8 protein-coding genes are annotated in these 17,056 nt (G+C 58.5%); 6 read left to right on the plus strand and 2 right to left on the minus strand.

Translation table 11 applies throughout. The annotated features are described in order from the left end of the window. Nucleotides 1–127 precede the first annotated feature (127 nt). The 6 genes from ACS5PJ_RS10715 (at nucleotide 128) to drmB (ending at nucleotide 13,671) form a co-directional block, all read left to right on the plus strand. The gene (locus ACS5PJ_RS10715; RefSeq protein ID WP_439434869.1) at nucleotides 128–463 is read left to right on the plus strand and encodes a DUF6221 family protein; all 336 of its coding nucleotides are present in this window, start codon (nucleotides 128–130) and stop codon (nucleotides 461–463) included. A gap of 215 nt (nucleotides 464–678) precedes the next feature. Next, complete coding sequence (locus ACS5PJ_RS10720) at nucleotides 679–1,788, plus strand: DNA cytosine methyltransferase (RefSeq protein WP_439434870.1); 1,110 nt, start codon at nucleotides 679–681, stop codon at nucleotides 1,786–1,788. A 120-nt stretch (nucleotides 1,789–1,908) separates the two neighbouring features. Beyond that, the gene (locus ACS5PJ_RS10725; protein WP_439434871.1) at nucleotides 1,909–6,579 is read left to right on the plus strand and encodes a DEAD/DEAH box helicase; all 4,671 of its coding nucleotides are present in this window, start codon (nucleotides 1,909–1,911) and stop codon (nucleotides 6,577–6,579) included. After that, nucleotides 6,569–8,374, plus strand: coding sequence for a UvrD-helicase domain-containing protein (locus ACS5PJ_RS10730; RefSeq protein ID WP_439434872.1), 1,806 nt, complete (start codon nucleotides 6,569–6,571; stop codon nucleotides 8,372–8,374). Before ACS5PJ_RS10725 ends, ACS5PJ_RS10730 begins: the two co-directional genes overlap by 11 nt. Nucleotides 8,375–8,384: 10 nt before the next feature. Next, nucleotides 8,385–11,585: a helicase-related protein gene (locus ACS5PJ_RS10735; protein ID WP_439434873.1), complete on the plus strand. Its 3,201-nt coding sequence runs from the start codon at nucleotides 8,385–8,387 to the stop codon at nucleotides 11,583–11,585. Further along, the gene (gene drmB, locus ACS5PJ_RS10740) at nucleotides 11,578–13,671 is read left to right on the plus strand and encodes a DrmB family protein (protein WP_439434874.1); all 2,094 of its coding nucleotides are present in this window, start codon (nucleotides 11,578–11,580) and stop codon (nucleotides 13,669–13,671) included. The genes ACS5PJ_RS10735 and drmB overlap by 8 nt, the downstream gene beginning before the upstream one ends. A gap of 48 nt (nucleotides 13,672–13,719) precedes the next feature. On the opposite strand, the gene ACS5PJ_RS10745 is transcribed toward drmB, so the two are convergent. Both ACS5PJ_RS10745 and ACS5PJ_RS10750 read right to left on the minus strand, forming a co-directional pair. Continuing rightward, nucleotides 13,720–14,718, minus strand: coding sequence for a protein NO VEIN domain-containing protein (locus tag ACS5PJ_RS10745; RefSeq protein ID WP_439434875.1), 999 nt, complete (start codon nucleotides 14,716–14,718; stop codon nucleotides 13,720–13,722). A gap of 43 nt (nucleotides 14,719–14,761) precedes the next feature. After that, entirely contained in the window at nucleotides 14,762–17,056 is a 2,295-nt protein-coding gene (locus tag ACS5PJ_RS10750) for a 3'-5' exonuclease (protein WP_439434876.1), read from the minus strand.

The raw sequence follows: 17,056 nt of genomic DNA on the forward strand, positions 1-17,056 counted from the left end.
ACCTTCGAGGACGGCATTTGCGCGGCCTACCACGGCCAGGCCCTCAAGGTGGCTTCCAGGTGGCGGAAGCCACCTTGAGCCATTTTCCTCCGGTGACTCAGCGCTTCACCCCGCAAGAATTAGCGGCATGGAGATCATCGAGTTCCTACGCGCCCGTGTTATCGACGAAAAAGACAGGGCGCGCTATGCTTCGGAAGCGCATCCGACGGACTCAAGCTGGTGGGCATTCACCGAGCCGTTGACGCAGGGACACTACCAAGCGACGCGTCGGGCATTCCGGCACATCGACAAACATAGTCCCAGGCAAGTGATCGCAGAATGCGCCGCAAAGACGCGAATCATTAACGTCATTGAAAAACAAGGCCAACAGCTGGACCCCATCAATGCCTGCTTGGTCCGCTGTCTGGCCGCGCCGTACCAAGACCATCCTGACTATAGAGAGGAATGGGCTCCAGGTATGTAGCCCATTTGGCCGGTCACCCGCCACCACTTTGAGCTGGCCCCGAGCTGGTTTGCAGGGCGATCACCCCCAATGCAATGCACAGGCTGCGCAGCTGGCTAAGGCCCAACAGCAGCTCGCCAGTGAACTGCGAATTGAGCCGACGGTACAACCTGAACGGCAAGGACACGGAGTGAAGACACGAGGCGAGGCTCATGGACCGATATTCTTAGTCCAACATGAGTACAGTCACCGTTCCGCGAGTCGCTCCTTACCAGCGCAAGAAGACCCGTAAATCCATCACCGTGCTGGACCTCTTCTCGGGGGCTGGCGGACTCACTCAGGGCTTCTATGCTGCCTCTCCTCGTTTCGTCACCGAACGCGCAGTGGAGTTCGAACCAGCAGCTGCGGCTTCGTTCGCTGCAACGTTTGGCGACAAGGTATACCCCGGGCCAATTCAGGACTGGCTGAAGAAGGAAACCGTCCCAAACGTAGACGTGGTCATCGGAGGCCCACCCTGCCAGGGGTTCTCACAGCTGGGCAAACAGGACCCGGAAGACATCAGGAACAGCTTGTGGCAGCCGTATGCCGAAGCGCTGTCCAGGGCCAAGCCCAAATACTTCATCGTCGAAAACGTGCCGGCATTCAGCAAGTCCCAGCAGCTTCAAGACTTCAGGGACGCAACTGCCAAAGGTGGCCTCATCGAGGACTACGACTTCCAATGGCACGTCCTGAATTCGGCCGACTACGGCGCTCCCCAAGCGCGAAAGAGAGCTATTCTCATCGGCCACCGAAGGGATTTACCCTTTCCTGGGTTCCCGATGCCGACCCACATCGGGCGCCACCGGACGGTGCGGCACGCACTGAAGGGCATAGAGCCTAGCGTCACCGCCACGCTTCTCCCGACTCGGTCGACGGAGTACGCGGGCCGGACTTTTGCCGGCGCCTTTCGTACAAGCGAGCTGCACCTTGCCCGAGACTACGCGGAGCTCTCTCTCAATAGATTTGTGAACATCCCGTTGGGAGGAAACAGATTTGACCTGCCGGAGGCTCTGCTTGCTCGGTGCTGGAAGGACCACAAGTCGGGTTCGGGTGACGTGATGGGGCGGATGCATTGGGATAAGCCTTCAGTCACTGTCAGGACTGAGTTCTTCAAGCCGGAGAAGGGCCGGTACCTCCACCCCACAGAACACCGCGCTATTACGCATCTTGAGGCCGCCAAACTACAGGGTTTCCCGGACAATCGGCTGTGGGTTGGATCCAAGACGGCGATTGCCAAGCAGATCGGAAATGCAGTTCCCACGGCGCTGGGACAGGCCATAGCTGCCCAACTGGTCCAGCATTTCTAGGGCCCTTTTGACGCCACAACCGAGCTGGCAACGAAGGATTCCCCTAAATGTCGCCTTTGGATGGTAGATATTATCTGAAGACTTCGGCAGGGGCCGAGAGCACCAGTGTCGAATTGGGGGATGGAACCAATGGTGGTTCAAGATTCATGGGCAGGAACGACGTCTTCGCTCAGCCGATTTGTTGCGGCAGAAACCGCTAGTGCGCTGAATGCCTACCGAGCCCGCCCCGACCTCGTGCGCGAACATAGCAACATTGAGGCGGCGATCTCACAGGGCGGCTACGGCCGTAAGCAGCTCAATGAGCTGGTGCAAAACGCAGCTGATGCCATCAAGGAACCAGGCGGCCGAATCCGGGTTGTCCTGACCAAAGATGCACTCTACTGCGCCAACGAAGGACAGCCCTTCACCGAAGCTGGCTTCAGAACACTGATGCTGTCCCATTCCTCCGAGAAACGGGACGACGAGATCGGCCGGTTCGGCCTCGGATTCAAATCAGTTATTCAGGTCACCGCCGAACCCCGCATATTCAGCCGAAGCGGCTCGGTCTCATGGAGCCAGGATCACAGCCGAGGTCTTCTAGAAGGCCTGTATCCGGGACTTGCCGCCTATCCGATCTTGCGCTTGGCCACCCCTGTGGACCCTGACATTGAAGCCGCGCAGGACGCAGTCCTCTCTGAACTTTTTGAGTGGGCCACCACGGTGGTCAAGCTTCCCCTCAGCGGCAGCGTCACCTGGCTCTCGGACGAAATGAAGAAGTTTCCTGAGGAGTTCCTTCTCTTCTCCGACAAAATCGGTTCCCTCGAATTCGAAGACAGGGCCCAAAGTTCTTCCTGGGCGTGGACAGCAGCGCGGGACGGCAACCGCGTCAGCCTCTCCGACGGCGCCAACAGCAGCGAATGGCTCATATTTCAGAATCGGCACGAGGTCAGCACCCAGGCTGCGGTCGAGGCAGGAAGCATCGTCGCGCGACAAAATGTCGACGTGACTTGGGCTGTTCCATTGACAGGCAACCAGCGCCGCAACATGGGCCGATTCTGGAACTACTTCCCGACGCAGCACGAGACTTCGCTTCGCGGCATCGTTAACGCGGCCTTCAAAATGAACGAAGACCGCCACAGCATGCTGGAGACCCTCTACAACCGGGAAATTCTCACCCGGACGCTTCCTCGCATGGTGGCGAGCGCCCTGAAGGAGCTAAGAACACCCGAAGATCCGGCGCTCTTTCTGGACATTCTGCCGTCGCGTGAAAAAGAGTCAAGTTCGTGGGCCGACTCCGTGATCAATAAACCCATTTTTGAAATTCTGCCGTTCGCACCATGTCTGCCCGATAGATCAGGCATCCTCAGGCTGCCCAGTGAAATCAAAGTACAACCGGCACTGGAAGAAGCCACTCGACTGATCGCTCTGTGGGACACATGGGTGCCAGCGGAGAGGCACTGGCTACACTCATCCGCCTTGCGACGGGAATCCCAAGTCATACGAATTTTGAGGGAAGCGAACCTCAAGCGCGCATCCATTGAAGAATGGCTCGAAGAAATTGTCGCAGGTGGAGAACTACAGGATTACGAGAACGCCCTGCAGATCGCGGCGATGATCGACAAGTCTTACACCGACTACCGGCACGCAATGCGGCAGAGTCGAATTGTCCTGATGTCAGATGGCAGCGTCCAACCGCCAATCAGTTCGAGGGTCTTTCTACCGATGAAGGCCGACGACGAGTCAGCCAATGTCGTGTCCTACGAACTGATGCATCACGGGAATGCGAACACGTACCTTCGCGCCCTGGACCTCCAGGCGCAAGATGGCCGGGGAATCGTTAGCCGCGTCGCCAGCAGTGTCGCTGGCGATTATGCAGATGCAGAACTGGCGGCGTCCCTTTGGAAATTGACCCGTTCGCTCGCCGTCCCAGAAAGTCTGGCGATTGTAAACGAGCGAACAGACCCCACGAAAATTCTGGTCCGCTGCCGAGATCACAAATGGCGTCAGCTGGGTGACGTCTGGCTATCCGGTGGTTTGATTCCTCAGACCAACATTGGTGACGAGCATTTGCTGGTAGATGATCAATTTCATGCCAACGACATCGCTCTACTGAGAAACCTTGGAGCACGAACGTCACTTGCGGACGCAAGAATGGTCCGTGCTGGTGGCTCCTACGATCTATGGAAAACAGGGGAAGCGGGCCGCTTTTCCGAGCAATCGAAAAACGGCCCTGTTCGGCTTTCCGAGGCGGGAATCCGCTTTGGCCAAGCATTGACAACGGATGGCCTTCACCTCCTAGTTGATGCGTCAGCAGCCACCCGCGCAAAGATCACCCGCACAGTTCTGAGCCGTCCACAGTATCCAACCAAAATAGAATTCAGCAGCGGTTTCCGTGCCCCTGAAACCATTGATGGGCCGGACCTTTGGTGGGTGAAGAACCACGGGGCCCTTGAAACCCCGCTTGGAGTCATAGACACCAGGCACTGCGTTGGAAAAATCGATGGGATCCCCACAGATTATTTGCCCTTTCCTGGCGAGGAAGAGGCAAAGGCTCTGGGCTTGCCAACAGACATACGCAAAATCCAGTGGACCTCGGTCCTCTCACTGGCAGAGCAGCTCCTGCCTATCCGCCAACTGCACGAACTTTACGGCGCCTTAGCTGTCCTGGATGTTCGCCCTCCGAAGGAGCTACTAGCCCCCCTCAGTGAAGGACGAAACACGCGCTATCTGACCTCGGACTTGGTTCTTGCGATGGACATCGAGTCCCGAGACTACCTCGTGGAAACAGCCGACGTGCCCGTCATATACACCGGCCATCCAGATCTGGATGAAGCCCTGACCGAGAACTGGGGGCTCAAGCCTGTTGCCGTCGAGTTCTACACCTCAGCGCGCGCGGCTCCAATAGAAGGGGAAGCGCCGGAAAGCGTAAAGTCGAGGTTCCCATTCCTTAAACGCGCAGCCGGTGAAGTTGCCGTCCAAACCCTTTGCGTTCCATGCAGTTCGGTGGATGAAGTCCGCACAAACAGCTTCGACGCACGTGCGGAAGCAACGCCTAGAGCTTCCTATCTTCAGGATGGTGTGCTCTACTACCGAGCTCCACAAGGGGACCAGGCTCTACTCACAACAATTCTCGGCGCGTTCGGCAGCAAACGTGCGTCCGCGCAAGTCATGCAGACCATGCGGCAGCTAAAAAAGGATGACGAAGCCCAAGCTCGAATTGGACGAGTCAACAAGCAAAAAACGGATGCCGGAAAGATCGCCGAACTTGTCGGTCGTGACACCCTTCGCAAGCTGATTCCCGACGCTGTCATGAGGATGCTGGACGCCCGTGAACTTGAGCTGACCGACGAGCGCCTATTCGAGATCGTTAGCAATTTGCACGGCACCAGCCTCCTGAAAGTTCTCAAGCCTGCCCTCTCTGAAGCCGGCATTGAAACCCCAGACCAATTCCGTGGTGGCCGTACAGCCCAAGAGTTTGTCAAAGAACTCGGGTTCTCCCCTGCAATGGCGGGCGAGTCAATCAAGAAGAAGCCGGAACGGGAAGAGTTCGTCGGACCGGTTGGCTTGAACCCGCTACATCAGTACCAAGAAACAACCAGCAGAAAGATCGTCGATCTCCTTGCTGGGCGTACCACCAACAGCCGTGGTCTCGTCCAACTTCCCACCGGTGCAGGCAAGACCCGCGTCGCCGTCGAGTCTGTCATCCGCGACATCGCAGCCTCCCCCAAGGAAGATCACCGTCTCGTCATCTGGATCGCGCAATCCGAAGAACTCTGCGAGCAGGCGATCGAAACGTGGACTTATGTCTGGCAGGCCGTCGGCTCCCCCGGCGAACGAATGGCTGTGAGCAGGCTTTGGGGCGGCAATAGAGCCATTCGTGAAGAAACCAAGCTCCACCTCGTTGTTGCGACGATTCAGACACTTGCCAGCATCCAGCAAAGCCGGCGGCAGATGTACGACTGGATGTCCAACCCGGATCTCGTCATTATCGATGAGGCTCACGGTGCCATTGCGACGTCATACACCCCCGTGCTCGCATGGTTCGGCCGCTCTTTCACCGAAAAATCGAGGTCGCTCCTCGGACTCTCTGCGACTCCTTACCGGGGTTCGAATGAGAAAGAGACAGAACGGCTCGTAGCGCGATTTGGCAAGAACCTCATTGAGCCTGACGAGTTCACCGCGGACAACGCCCACGAGTATCTTCAAGGCCTCAAAGTCTTGGCAAGGGTGAACCATAAAGAGCTCAAGGGTATCGAGCTCAAGCTGAAGGATATGCAGTCTGCCACGGATGAAGACTCCCAAAGCGCCATGTTGGAGGCAAGGATTGACCTCCAACAAGTAGCGGACAGCACAAAGCGTAACGAAGCGATTTTGAATCACATCATGGCATCGGAAACGACGGGGCCAACTCTCGTTTTTGCTGCTTCAGTGGAACACGCTGAAGCCCTCGCGGCAGTACTGTCCGTCGAAGGCATCCCTGCAGCCGCCATCTCGGGCAAAACCGATTTAGGGCACCGACGCTCAATCATCGAGGACTTCCGCAACGGCAAGATCCGCGTTTTGACCAACTTCGATGTCCTCACCCAAGGCTTTGATGCACCCAAGGTCGACGCCGTTTATGTGTGCCGTCCGACGTTCTCACCAAACAAATACATCCAGATGATCGGGCGCGGCCTGCGCGGGCCACGAAACGGCGGCAGCGAAGAGGTCCTGATTGTGAACGTCAAGGACAACCTCGATCAGTACGGGCACAAGCTGGCGTTCACGCAACTCGACTATCTGTGGCGGAACGAGGCAGTCAGTGCTGGCTGAGATTCAACTGGACGAAAGTCAGCGAGCGGTGGCCGAGGCAGAATCAGATGCCCGGATGTTCGTCACGGCCGCGGCAGGGCAAGGAAAGACGGAAGTACTTCTGGCTCGTGTGAAGACCCTGGTTGAGGACGGATTGAACCCGGCCGACGAAATCCTGGTGCTCAGCTTTTCCCGGGCTGCCGTAGAGGCTGTGCGGAAGCGGGCAAGAATGCACGACGTAGACGGGCTTCAGATCAGGACCTTTGATTCGTTTGCGGCGCAGATCCTGATCGACATGGACGAAGAAACCGCGGGTAACAGCTTCGACGCTCGGATCAGGAAAGCCACCAAATACATCGCCGGCGAAGAAACACCGGATCGGATCACCCATCTAAAGCACGTCCTGGTGGATGAGGCCCAGGACCTCGTTGGAGATCGGGCTGAGCTCGTCATGGCGTTATTGTCCGCGCTAGGGGATGATCTTGGCTTCACTGTGCTCGGCGACCCCCTGCAGGGCATCTACGACTTCCAATTGGAGGAGTCCACGTCAAAACTGACGTCTGCCGAATTAATTGAGAACCTGGTCAATGACTTCGGCGCCGAGCGTGAGGTGCTGACAAAGCACTATCGGGCCATGACGGAGCGCACCCGAGAGCTCATCTCGGTAGGCGACGAAATACGCGGCCTCGGAACCCTCGACGACCCGCGTTGTGAGGCGGCGCACGGCCTTATCGATGACTTCCGCAGGCAGGTATCCAGCACGTCCGTATTGAACGAGTCGGGAGCTCTTAGTCCCAATCTTGGGGAAACGACGGCTCTTTTGTGTTCAACGAATTACGAAGTGCTGATCGCGAGTGAACTGCTGTGGCAGAACGGTTATCCGCATCTGATCCGCCGCAAAGCGCAGGATATGAGCGTAGCGCCGTGGGTGCATCAGGTCTTCAAGGACCTCGAAGATAAGACCTACGATGCCGATGAAATCAAGTCGAGGCTCAGCACCCTCTACGGTGCGACCGCAAGGGATTTGTGGCTTGCACTCAAGACGGCTGAAGGCAATTTCTCCGCCTATAACTCGCTCAACGTATCGCAGCTGAGCCAGCGGCTCCGCAGCAGATCAATTCCCTTGACGCTGACTGTGGATGACGCCGCACCCCTTGTTGTTTCCACCGTACACAGGGCGAAGGGGCTGGAATTTACCAACGTCCTCTACCTTCAACCGGAGTTCGGCTCTCCGGCAGCAGAGCAAAACGAGGAAACGTTAAAGCAGAAGTACGTTGCGTTGAGCCGTGCCAGGGAAGAAGTCATTTCTACCAAGTTGCCCAAGAAGCTGCTCCAGCGTGCCGATGGCTCCTCGGGGCGTTGGTTAGAGAAGGCCTATGGCAAATATGGGCAGTACAACGCCCGGATGGAGTTCCTCAACTCGGATGTGGACGACGTCTCGCCTTATTACCCTGCCGACGGCGACGCTTGTGCTGTCCAGAACAACCTTGTGTTGGACGAGCTCTTGGGCAGCGTGGTATCCGGTTCCCTGGAGACTGAGCCAGCGCACGGCGAATTCCCACGGTACGTCTTGACTACCAGTGACGGCAGGATAATCGGCCGGACCAGCCAATCGTTCGCCTCCGCACTGAAGAAGAGCTTCGGCCTTCAATACAGCCGCAATCAGGCGTGGCCATCAGGTTTCACTGGCGCCCGCGTCACGTCTATTGAGTGCGCGACCGGCCACCCAGAGGAGACGAAGCTCATGGGACTCGGCTCCTCGGGCATGTGGTTAGTGCCCCGGCTGACCGGCCTGATCACGCGAACAAAGAATTAGGAGCAGCAAATTGTCGACGCTAGATTCCAAGTACGCATTCCGCCGTGAAATGGTGGACCGCCTCGTAACAGACCTCTACGGACCCGGTTCTCCGGAAGAACTGATCACAGAACGTCCCTTGGAACGCTATGTCACCGGGGTCCTGTGGCCAGCGGCCGATGACAGCTATGCGGAAGCTCCCGACGAGCCGGAGTCCGTCGCTGCTGCTACCGGGGAGGCCTCCGTTGACAGCCCCGTCGCGAATGCACGGCTGACTTATCCAAGCAGCGTTGGCCTCACGGTCTCTGTTGATACGAAGCTTTCGTCGGTCCTTCTCGCCTCGCCGGAGGCGGCAAAGTACTCTCCCATTCCAACAGTTCGTGAAAGCGGGAGTAAACGACACGAAACGTACGACTGGCAGCGCGTCGCCGCGATGCTCCCAGAAGTCGAGGTCGACCTCTCTGTTCCAGGTCCTCAGCGTCATCTGCTTGAGGGCGGAGCCTTGGAGTTGTATGCACTGGTCCGGGAGGCCGAGGGCGATGTCGTAACTGTGACAGTCGTCCTTCGAAACACTCAGCCAAAGCCTGGTCCGTCAGCAGATAAGGATGTGGCGTGCTGGTTCCAAGTGGGCTTGTCGCTCCACAGCAATGTGCCCGCGTTTGTAGACCGGTCCAAACTGCGCACCGATATTCCCACCGACCCGGATCTGGCTACCTCCGAATTGCTTTACCGTACCCACATGATCTTCGGCGCCGGTCATGGTTGCGCTGTTGACGTCAAGGCGTCCGACGTCGACGGCCGGCTATGCCGGAGGGTGTCCACAACATTTGTCCCCCGCCAGGATGTCCATAGGTCGATGGCAGGCGGCAGCGACGCAAACTTGTCGCTGTCCTTTATGGCCTCATCCACGCGCGACAAGGTAGTCGCTGAGCTTACTCTTCTCGCCAAGGACTACTCTTCGTGGATTTCTGGATCCACTGATTCAATGACAGAAGCCGGCCCAGCGCACGTTCCACCTCATCTCCGGGGGGTGGCGGCTGATCATATGTCGCAGGCCGGGAAGGCTCACCAGCGAATCACGGCGGGCATCAATCTGCTGGCCCACGACGACGAAGCCTTCGCCGCGTTTCAGCTGGCCAACCAGGCTATGCACATGCAGCGTTCGCGTCAGGACTGGGTCCGAAACGGGGCCAAGGGCGAGTTCGTGCTGGGTGCCCAGGCTTGGCGGCCCTTCCAGATTGCGTTCATCCTCATCAACTTGCCCTCTGTGACAGACGACCAGCACCCAGAGAGGGACATAGCTGACCTCCTCTGGTTCCCCACAGGTGGAGGAAAAACAGAAGCCTACCTGGGCCTTGTCGCGTACCTCCTACTACTTCGACGCCTGCGCAATGCAAGCGTCCGCGGTGTCGCCGTGATTATGCGCTATACCCTGAGACTCCTCACCATCCAGCAGTTCGAGCGGGCCGCCATGCTGATCTGTTCTCTCGAGTCAGTCCGGCTGGAGGACGAGAACCGTCTGGGGGTTGCCCCGTTCGGAATAGGCCTCTGGGTCGGCGGAGGCGCCACACCGAACGATGTCGCGACTGCAAGGACGAACCTTGGCAAACTCAGGAACAACCAGGAAGTCGTCGAAGGAAATCCAAAGCAGATCGAAGCATGCCCTTGGTGCGGCACCCGCCTCACGGTCGACGACTACCGAATCGTCAAGGTGCCGTCTGACCGAATGGTGGTTAGCTGCTCCAACCAATCATGCGATTTCTCTAACGGACTCCCTGTCCACATCATCGACACAGACGTCTACAGGGAACGACCCGAACTTGTGATCGGTACAGTAGACAAGTTCGCCGGAATGGCCTGGAGAGGAGAAATTGCCACTCTCTTCGGAAGAATCTCTCCCACCGACCTTGGCCCGGATCTCATCATCCAGGATGAGCTGCACCTCATTTCCGGGCCGCTCGGCTCCACAGTTGGGCTCTTCGAAACGGCAGTTGATTTGGCCGCCAGCGGCGTCGGACGTGGGGACGGATCAGCCGGTCGTAAGCCCAAGATCGTTGCCTCGACGGCGACCATCCGAAGAGCCAAGGACCAGATTCGTTCTGTCTTCAATCGTGATTCCAGCTTGTTTCCACCTCCCGGGCTTGACCCTGCCGACTCCTTCTTCGCCAAGGAAGCCTCGTCCGACCAGCTCGGGACGCGGCAGTATGTCGGGGTTCTAGCCTCCGGTACAAGTCACGCCACCCTTATGGTTCGTACTTACGCGTCGTTGCTGCACTCCGCCAATCTCATCGAAGGGGCGACTGCTGAAGATCGCGATCCATATTGGACGCTGGTCGGGTATTTCAACAGTCTCCGCGTTCTCGGCTCGGCGTACCTCCAGGTCTATGACGACGTGAGGGCGCGACTGAATCTCCTAGCCAAACGAGAAGGTCGTCTAGAGGGTCGCGGTGTCCAACTGAGCGAGCTCACAAGCCGAGTGGAAAACCACAAAATTCCGGAGGCTCTCAAGTCCCTGGAGAAGAGTTTGATGAGTAGTCAAACTCCCGAAGATGTCGTGCTGGCCACCAACATGATCTCCGTGGGGTTGGACGTTGACCGCTTGGGCTTGATGGCCGTTATGGGCCAGCCACAGTCCAGCGCCGAATACATTCAGGCGACCAGCCGGGTTGGCCGCGTTCACCCAGGGCTGGTTGTGACCATCTTGAACGCGGCGCGAACACGGGACCGGTCGCACTACGAGTCGTTCAACGACTTCCACGCTGCGCTTTACCGTGCAGTCGAAGCAACAAGCGCAACGCCGTTTGCTGCCCGGTCACGCGACCGAGGCCTTCACGCCACCCTGGTCTCGGCGCTAAGAATGCTGGTCCCCGAATTGAGAAATTCCGGCGGCCATGTCCGGGATGAGTCACCAGCCGTGGACGAAATAATGGCGTGGATACGCAATCGGGTCCTCTCAGTTGACCCGGAGGAAGCAGCGGCCACTAGTGAAGAGCTCGAGCGGCTGCTGAACATCTGGCGGAAAGCGGCACTTGCCGACGACGATCTCCCGTACCAGGACACAAAGAAGTCCCCTCGCTCGCTCCTCATCGACTCAAGCAAGGCCCTCGAAGATCCGGACTTCGTCTACAGCACCAGCACCATTCCCTGGCCCACACCGCGAAGTATGCGTGACGTGGACGCTGAAACCACGCTCAGGCCAGCACCGATGAGGAAGGACGCCTCCCTTGGCTAAGAAAACCTACGCCGCCCGACGCAGTCAGCTAGTCTCAACATTTGGGGTGGGAAGTCTGTTTCCGGCCGAAAACAACAGCTTCATGATCACCAGCATTGACCAATGGGATAAGAAGCATTTGAAGCCAGTCAGCGAGCCGCGCCTGGCGCGCAGCCTGGGAGTATCCGAGCTCCTCCTGCCTCCGGCGGGTGCACGGGGGAAAATCCCGGTCGTCCGCTTTCCGCAGTTGCTGATATGCCCGAATTGCAGCCGTCTGGGGAGAGTCCAGCAGCTGCAGGCCTCCTATGAGGACCCCAAGTGTGGCTTGTGCAAGTCCCTGGCACCGCTGACTCCCTCCCGTTTCGTCGTAGCATGCGAGGACGGGCACATTGATGACTTCCCCTATGCATATTGGGTACACGGGTTCACGCCGACTGAAGATGCTAACCATTTGCTCTCCCTTGCTTCCGAAGGTCGCACTTCATCGCTGGCAGACATGGTGGTTCGGTGCTCTTGCGGACAATCCCGGACCATGGCGGACGCGTTCAATTCCGTGGCGTTGAGGGAGATGAAATGCCAAGGCAATCGTCCTTGGCTCGGCTGGGGTTATCGGGAACGCGACTGCGGTAAAGCTCCTAAGACGGTTCAGCGCGGTGCGTCAAATGTCTGGTTCCCGGTGGTGAGGTCTGCAATTTCCATCCCGCCATATTCGGAGTTTCTCGCCAAGGTGGTGACGTCAAAAGCCTCCCAGCTCAGTCAACCGCAGGCTCTGGATCCCGGTTCCACCTGGGTTCTCGAAGGCGTGGTTCAGGAATTTGACGGCCGCTTCTCCGTTGACGAGCTTCGCGCTGAAATCAGGCGCCAATTCCATGGCAGTGAGGAAACTGAGCTTTCCGAGGACCAGCTACGTGAGCAGGAGTTCCTCGCACTGATGAACGGCCGCCGCGACAGTCCGGACACCGATTTTGTCGCTGAGAAAGTCGCCGTACCGGAGGCCCACCAACACTGGATCAAGGCGGCACGAAAGGTCACCCGACTCAGGGAGGTCCGCGCCTTGTACGGCTTTAGTCGTCTGCACCCCAGGAGCGAAGACAAGCCTGACGCCAAGTTGTCGCCGCTGTCACCTGACGACAACCGCCAGAATTGGCTGCCCGCGATTGAGACGCTGGGTGAGGGCCTCTTCGTTGCGCTGGACCGATCACAGGTTGAGGCTTGGGCTGAAACGGATTTCGCAGCAGGCAGAGAAAAAACTCTCCGCCTGAATGCGAAGCGCGCAGCTGCGCAACGCGGCCAGGACCCGATTCCAGTCAGCATTGTGGAGACACTGATCCACACGCTCTCCCACATCATCATCGACCAGCTCTCTCTGGACGCTGGCTACCCTGCGTCGTCGATCCGGGAACGCTTGTATGTAGGTCCCGATCAAGTCGGAGTGCTCTTGTATACGGCATCGTCCGACTCTGCAGGCAGCCTGGGCGGCGTCGCAGCACAGGCCAGCCCCGCGCGTCTCGGCCCTTCCTTGGATGAAGGACTGTTCCGCACGTCCTGGTGTTCAGCGGATCCTGTCTGCATCGAATCCCGCGGTTCTGGTACCGATGCGCGAAACCTGGCCGCCTGCCACTGCTGCGTCCTCGTGCCGGAAACAAGCTGCGAACTTTACAATTCCAATCTCGACCGGGGCTCCCTGTTTGGCGTCCATGGTCAGATTGGGCTTGGCTTTTTGGACTGGGCATCGTTGAACCCCGGTGCCACCACTGGCGCTGAAAAACCGGGCAGCGCTTCGGAGGTTTCCCATGACGACAGCATCCCCGTCAGCGTGCGTCAAAGCCCATGGCTGACGGTCTTCGCCGAATCAGGTCCTCAGCTCCAGGAACTCATTCCCGAGCTCGTAGAAGTCGCCGTTGAGCTCGGCGATTGGGGCGCCGACATCGGCCCCGACAACCAGTGGCAAGTTGATCTATCCTGGGCGGCTTCGCGGGTGGCGGTACTTGTCGAACGGGATGACGAACGCGACGACTGGCTCGCGGAGCAAGGTTGGACTACCTACCATACGAACGATTTTGCACCCGCGGACCTCGCAGACAAGCTGGCCGACAAGGTCTACTAATGTCCTGCTGTGGGGGGCGGTCCTCCGCCCCCCACAGCAGAGCCGGCTCTAGTCTAGGAAGTACTCGTAGCTCAGCGGCTTCAGGTTCTCCGGCGAAGGCCGCCAATCCGGGTAGACGCTCATCGTTCCATCGTCGGTTGCTATAGAACCATCGAGGTGGCGCTCCCACTTGATATCAGCCACCACAACCAAATCCGTCAGACGATAGTCATTAGCGTGCGTAACCTCATTGCGCGTAAGAATGACCTTCTGGACGTATCCCTGAGATCCCTTTACTTCGATGTGCCTCTCTTCGTCACCACGTATTGCCAGCAAATCGTAGGAGCGGAAGGCACCAACGTCTTCCACACTGTAGCCGGCTGCTTCGTAGTGAACAATCGCCTGCCGGACGGCCTGCATCTCAATTGCCTTCTTCAATATAGGGTCGGCGCAGAAGCCCGCGTAGCGCTGCCTAACGCCATTTTGTCCACTCACCGGCGGTGCGACGAGTGGCCGGTCGAACCCGCCCCAGTCGCTGTCAGGAAGCAGATCCGGGGCAGCTTGGAGGACTTCCGCAGGTAGCTTGAACAAGTATCCCTGGTTAGGTTTCAGGCCGCTGGTGGGGTGTTTCTGGAAAGGGAAATAAATTGTGAATTTGCCGCGCCCCGTCGGATATTCGGATTCGAGGTTTCCCTTTATGCCAAGGATGTCCGCCTGATGGTCGGCACGTAGATCCGTCAGGAGGTAAGGGCTCGGCAGCGGGGTATAGCCGGTCAGGGGGATGGTGTTGGCGGGCTTTCCATACCAGTCACCCGCACGGGACTGCAATTCCCCAGCCACTATCGAGGCGCCGTACATTCCCGATTTAAATCCCATTGGGTTGTTTTTCCCCACCCAATGAAGCACGACGTCGCCGACGCGCACGTCCTTCATCAAGTCGTAGCGAGACGTGTCGGGTGCAATGAGCTCGCTCCCCCAAGTGTCCACATTGACCAATTCCATCCAGTAACGCTGCGAGGCGTCGCCGTCCCACCAACGCGCCTTGTTCCCAACCGCACTAATAGTCATTACTCCCCCAAATAGTCGTCACTGATAGTCGTGAATATTGAACCTACTTTGTACCAAGCAGCTCCGACGGTTTGCCGCTCCACGACACGACAAGTCCGTCGCGTGCGCGTGTTGCCGCGACGTACAGGAGCGAGCGTTCACGGAGAATAGCGTCGGCCTGCTCGGCCGGCGCCAGGCCCTTGACCTGATAGGAAGCCGGAAGGGTTTGGTCCGAAATGCCAAAAAGAACCGCCCGCGTGAATTCCATGCCCTTTGACCGGTGCATGGTCATGACAGACGGCACGCCGGGCATCGTCGCTGCACCCGCAGTTCTGGCTTCGAGATCACGTTCATTCAGACCGTTGATGACTTTGCCTATCTGGAAGTTGGAGCGGACCAGAATTCCAACGGTCTCCAGCGGCACCCCTTCGTCCTTCCACTTCCGCAGGTAGTCAGCAAGATTGTCGAGTTCCTCAGCGATGGAAGCCGACGCTATCTCTTCGGGCCGCGGCCCCACCCGCGAGGAGGTGTATCCGTTAATTGATTCCTGATCGCCTTCAATGTCCGTAACCGGGGCTCCGCTAAGAAGTCCGACGGCGTACGCCAGGTTTTGCTGGGTGGTGCGGTAATTGAGCGTCAACCTGCGTGACCGCCCGACAATGCCAATTCCAAAGCGGGACAACGGGACCTTTTGGCCATAAATGCGCTGATGCGAATCCTCGGCAATAAACAGGTCATCCGGACCCTGCTGGACCAGTTCCCGGAGAAACAGCCAGTGGCCAGCGTGCAGGTCCTGCGCTTCATCGATGAGTACATGATCAACAAGACGTGCTCCGCTGGCCTCTGCACGCTGGCGGAGCACCAGAGCAGCCAGATGCGCCAGCTCCACGAACGAGGCGTGCATTTCGATCCGGTTGTAGTAGCGGTATGCTTCGACGATTTTCCAGACAGCAAGCCGTTTCCCCCTGTTCAAGGCCGTGCCGCGGCCGGCGCGAGGCACCTTCAAGTATTCGTCCTTGCCGCTGATGAAGTTGGGCAGGATCACCGTCTCGTACTCCTGCTGGAGGAAGGTCGGATTGGCGAGCTCGAGTTCCAGCTGATGATCGACGTCGGCCAGTGCTGACTCCCATTGCTGGCGGGCACTATCGGCGTCCAGAATCTTCCCCGGCGCAGAGACCTCCAGCCCGAAAAGATCCTTCATGGCGAGACGCTGCTCAGTTTCTTGGGCACCGCGAAACACTTTGCTGACAAGTGAATCCACACCGGAAATGAAGATGCCGGGTGAACCTGGCTTTGCCGCCCGGGGAAGATCGGCATCCAGCTTCGCCAACCCGCTTTCCAGCGAGTCAGCTAGGGTCGTTGTGTAGGTGGTCAGGACAATCCGCGTCGCCGGTTCGGCCGCGGCCAACATCCGGGCGCGGTGGAGTAGGACCACCGTCTTGCCGGTTCCAGCACCACCGGAGAGACGGAAGGAACCGTTATAGCGGCGTTCGGAATAGACACGCTGTTCCGGATGAAGGAACGTGCGCCAGGAATCGAAGTCTCCACCCTCGATGACCTTCTTGAGCTCGTCGGAGTTGTCACCCACGAACGTGAATTGCATCTTCGTGGCCGGATGCTCCAGTGACTTCCGGATTTTCTCTTCTTCTGACGCCTGCGGGTCGTCCACGTAGCGGCTCAGCGCGAGCTTGTCCTGGACTTCCTGAACGGACGTCCCAGCAGCCAGTTCAAGGAGCGCAGTTGCCTGCCACTCTGGCGCCTCGTCCAAGACGTTCAGGAGATCTTCGTCCGAGGAGGCAGCGAATGCCCGGCCCACAAGATCCGGGGCGAGGCCAAGTTCTGAGACCAATCCAGCGAGGTCCATGCCGCACGCCAGGAGCGGGTTCGTCCAGGGTTCGGCCATCTCGTCGCTGCCCGACTCCGGCACCTCCACGTGAACCAAAGGCTCGACGTCGGGCTCCGGCGTCGGGGCGGCAGGAACAACGGCACCATAAGGAACGCTCGGGACAGAAGGCGTATCGCCGTCAGGCGTGGAAGCCCGGATGACCTCCAGAACGCCGTTGACGGAGTTGACTTGAAGCACGCTGGAGCGGGCAATGTCGATTGCCTCGTCGTGCGGCCACGCGCCGTAGTAGAAGTAGTGCGGGATGGTGTCGAACGCAACTTTGAAGAGGACTGCCCGATAGTTGAGGTCGATCCTGCCCGTCCGCACGCGGGGGTCTGCGGGCATATGCATGGGTTCGATATGGAGCCCGGGCGCGGTGTCGTCCTTCTGGAGCTTCTCGAAGAAGGAGTAGACCTTGTTCTTCATGGTGCCGTCGATCTTGTCCTTCTGCTTGATCCATGTCACCAGCGCCAT

Origin of the sequence: Pseudarthrobacter cremeus (genome assembly GCF_051857465.1) — a bacterium.
Classification (GTDB): Bacteria; Actinomycetota; Actinomycetes; order Actinomycetales; family Micrococcaceae; genus Arthrobacter.

Coding starts and splice junctions, on each gene's coding strand:
- ACS5PJ_RS10715 (WP_439434869.1), top strand. CDS start 128: ATGGAGATCATCGAGTTCCTACGCGCCCGTGTTATCGACGAAAAAGAC.
- ACS5PJ_RS10720 (WP_439434870.1), top strand. CDS start 679: ATGAGTACAGTCACCGTTCCGCGAGTCGCTCCTTACCAGCGCAAGAAG.
- ACS5PJ_RS10725 (WP_439434871.1), top strand. CDS start 1,909: ATGGAACCAATGGTGGTTCAAGATTCATGGGCAGGAACGACGTCTTCG.
- ACS5PJ_RS10745 (WP_439434875.1), bottom strand. CDS start 14,718: ATGACTATTAGTGCGGTTGGGAACAAGGCGCGTTGGTGGGACGGCGAC.
- ACS5PJ_RS10750 (WP_439434876.1), bottom strand. CDS start 17,056: ATGGCGCTGGTGACATGGATCAAGCAGAAGGACAAGATCGACGGCACC.